The organism is Actinocrinis sp. (assembly GCF_035650855.1).
GTDB lineage: Bacteria > Actinomycetota > Actinomycetes > Streptomycetales > Catenulisporaceae > Actinocrinis.
In genome coordinates this window covers 1-3374 of the sequence record NZ_DASRGV010000024.1, presented here as the reverse complement: position 1 = coordinate 3374, position 3374 = coordinate 1, and the positions used below count along the sequence as shown (strand labels likewise).

Sequence of the window (3374 nt, the reverse complement as noted above, 5' to 3'; positions counted from 1 at the left end):
GCCATGTTCCTGCTGGTCTACCCGCTGGTGCAGGGCCGCGAGCTCGGCTGGCCGTCCTGGCTCGCCGGCGTCGGCGCGGGCGCGATCGCGGCCTTCGCCCTCTTCGCCGCGCACCAGCGCCGTCGCACTCGCCGCGGCGCGACGACGCTGGTCGAATTCAGCATCCTGACCAAGCGCTCCTATGCCGGCGGCACGGTGTTCGTCCTGTTCTTCTTCGGTGCGATCGTCGGCTTCTCGCTGGTGACCGGACTGCTGCTGCAACTCGGCCTCGGCTACAGCCCGGTGCGCGCGGCGCTGGCCATGGTCTGGTGGGCAGTGGGCGCGTTCTTCGGCTCCGGCTTCGGCGCCACGATGATGTACAAGCTCGGACGCCGCATCATCCACCTGGGCCTGGCCATCATGGCGGTCAGCCTGATCGGGCTGTACCTGGTGTACGCGCACTCACACACCGGTCTGAGCGGCTGGAGCCTGGCCCCGGTGCTGGGCGGCTACGGCTTCGGCATGGGCATGATCTTCGTCCCGCTCTTCGACATCATCATGGGCGAGGTCAGCGACCGCGAGGTCGGCTCGGCCTCGGCGATCCTGGAGTCGCTGCAGCAGCTCGGCGCCTCGGTGGGCGTCGCGGGCCTCGGCACGGTGTTCTTCGGGATGATCGGCGCGCACGCCGGGTCGGCGACCTACTTCGCCGCCGCCGAGCGGGTCACCCTGATCACGCTCGCGCTGGTCGCCGCCGCCTTCGGGCTCGGCTTCCTGCTGCCGCGCCATGCTCGGCGCACCGGTCATGCTCCGGCCGAGTCCGCGGCCGAGGCAGAGATCGCGGCCGAGGGCGCCTCGGTTCGGAGCATTGAGCCGGCCGAGCTGGACGAGCTCATCGAACAGGAATCTGTGACCGTCTAAGCGGATCGGGCGCGCGCCTGCGCTTCCTCGGCCGCCGTAGCCAGTGCAGAATCAATGCACTGGCTACGGCGGCCAACGCGCACCAGGTGGACACGAACTCGGCCTGCCACAGGGCATAGCAAGCCAGCGCGCCCACCGCGACGACAAGGCCGAGCAGCCGTATCTCCGGTTGGTCGCTGACGAGCAGCGAACCGATGGTCGCGACGAGATACCCGGCGACGACCAATACGCCTAAGGGGATCGGCTGGATGCCGTACCGCATCGTGTGGCCGACAGGTCTGGCGGTTACCGCTCCAGCCGCAATCACGTGTCCGAGCACGGCTGACGTCGCCAGGCCGACGAGCACGAACGGTGCGATGCGAAACCGACTCCAGTGCGAGGCCGCGCTCAGTACCGCGAGCGGCACGAACGCAGGCAGCAGAGGAAAGGCGATCACCGCCCAAAGCAACGCCGCCGTACCGCCGATCGTCGCAACGTTCGACGCGGCCGCGTGTGACGCGTTATCCGCATTGCGCCAGACCACAGACTCGATCAGCTGATGCACGCCGAGCAGTACCGGCAGTGCGGCCAGTGGCAGATCGCGGGCGCGGCGCGTGCTTGCGACGCACAGCGCGCCGACCGCGGTAATCGCGCACCCTGCGACAAGGTCCGCGGTCGGGCTCCAACACATGACGCTGGCTTTCCGTTCGTCGCTGTCGACCTGGCGGGTGGTCAGCCCCGGAACGTCTCCAGGAGCCGCAGCCAGACCTCGCTGATCGTCGGGTACGAAGGCACGGCGTGCCAAAGCCGGTCGATCGGCACCTCGCCCGCCACCGCGACCGTCGCGGAATGCACCAGCTCGGCGACTCCGGGGCCGATGAAGGTCACGCCGAGCAGCACGTTCCGATCCAGGTCGACGACCATGCGCGCCCGGCCCCGATACCCGTCCGCGAAGAGCGACGCACCGGCGACCTGGCCGAGGTCATAGTCGACGACGCGCACGTTAAGTCCGGCGCGGCGAGCCTCATCCGCGGTCTTGCCTACCGAACCTACCTCCGGCTCCGTGAAGACGACCTGCGGTACTGCATCGATGTCGGCGGTAGCGACGTGCGGGCTCCACCGCTGCATGTCGAGCGATTCGTTGCGTGCCAGCGCTCCGATCACCGCGCCCGCGATGCGCGCCTGGTACTTGCCCTGATGCGTTAGCAGCGCGCGGTGATTGACGTCGCCGACCGCGAACAGCCAATCGCCGTCCACGCCCTGCACGCGACACGAATCGTCGACCTTCAGCCAGGAACCGGGCTCCAGGCCGACGGTCTCCAAGCCGAGATAATTGGTGCGGGGCGTGCGACCGACGGCCAGCAGCACCTCATCGCCCTCGATCTTCTGACCGTCCTGCAGCAAGACGCTGACCGGACCGCCCGGCGTCGGCCGGTCGAGCCCGGTGACGGTGACGCCGGTGCGCACCTTGACGCCGGCTTCGCTCAGGCTGCTCGCGATCATCTCGCCGACGAACGGCTCCATTCGCGGCAACGGCGCCGCCTCGCGGATCAGCAGCGTCACCTCCGAGCCGAGCGCGCGCCAGGCCGTCGCCATCTCCACGCCGACCACGCCGCCGCCGACGATCACCAGCCGCTCGACGTCGCGGCCGCTGGTCGCCTGCCTGCTGGTCCACGGCTTGGCCTGCGCGACGCCCGGCAGATCGGGGATGAGCGCGTCGCTGCCCGTGCACACCGCCACCGCGTGCCGCGCGGCCAGCCGCCGAACGCCACCGTCTGGTGTGTCGACCTCGACCCGCCGCGGCCCGGCGAGCCGGCCGTGTCCGCGCACCAGCACGGCGCCGATCGAGTCGACCCAGCCGACCTGCCCGTCGTCCTTCCAGTGCGAGGTGAACTCGTCGCGCCGGGCGAACACGGCGGCCGCGTCGAGCTTCCCGGTCACCGCCTCGCGGGAACCGGCCACCGCACGCGCTTCGGCCAGCGCGGCGACCGGCCGCAGCAGCGCCTTGCTCGGCATACAGGCCCAGTACGAGCACTCGCCGCCGACCAGCTCACTCTCGATCAAGGCCACGGTCAGCCCGGCGGCGCGGGCCCGATCGGCGACGTTCTCCCCGACCGGGCCGGCGCCGATCACGATGACGTCGAACACGTCCTCGGACGCTGTGGTTGAGGACGCAGTGGTTGATTCGGACGCTGCGGTTGATTCGGACGCTGCGGTTGATCCAGAAGCCGTGGTTGATTCGGACACTGTCGACTCAGGTGCGGTGTTGGATTCAGGCACAGGCCAATCCTCCGCCCGGCGTACCGCGCGGTCCACTCAGCCGACACCGCGGGGGCGCGCGGCATGGCGCCTGCGCCGGTGGGGAAAGGCAGCGGCGTGGTGAAGAGCCCGAAAGCGCGGCGCGCGGCGGTCGCGTTCCTCCTGCTCGGCGCGCTGGCCGGCTGTGGAACCCGGCTGCCGGCGAGCGCGTTCAGCCAACCCGCGGCCTCGCCGGGGAA

General features: G+C 70.2%; 3 protein-coding genes. 1 reads left to right on the top strand and 2 read right to left on the bottom strand.

The window, feature by feature from the left end; genetic code table 11:
• Window positions 1–897: MFS transporter (locus tag VFB40_RS01995; protein ID WP_324847511.1), on the top strand; the 897-nt coding region annotated here is incomplete at its 5' end.
• Here VFB40_RS01995 and VFB40_RS01990 read toward each other — a convergent pair.
• Both VFB40_RS01990 and VFB40_RS01985 read right to left on the bottom strand, forming a co-directional pair.
• Window positions 869–1567 (bottom strand): DUF6629 family protein, encoded by a 699-nt coding sequence (locus tag VFB40_RS01990; protein WP_324847512.1) that lies wholly within the window; start codon window positions 1565–1567, stop codon window positions 869–871. The genes VFB40_RS01995 and VFB40_RS01990 overlap by 29 nt on opposite strands.
• Window positions 1568–1608: 41 nt before the next feature.
• Window positions 1609–3024, bottom strand: coding sequence for a dihydrolipoyl dehydrogenase family protein (locus VFB40_RS01985; RefSeq protein ID WP_324847510.1), 1416 nt, complete (start codon window positions 3022–3024; stop codon window positions 1609–1611).
• Between the last annotated feature and the right edge of the window lie 350 nt (window positions 3025–3374).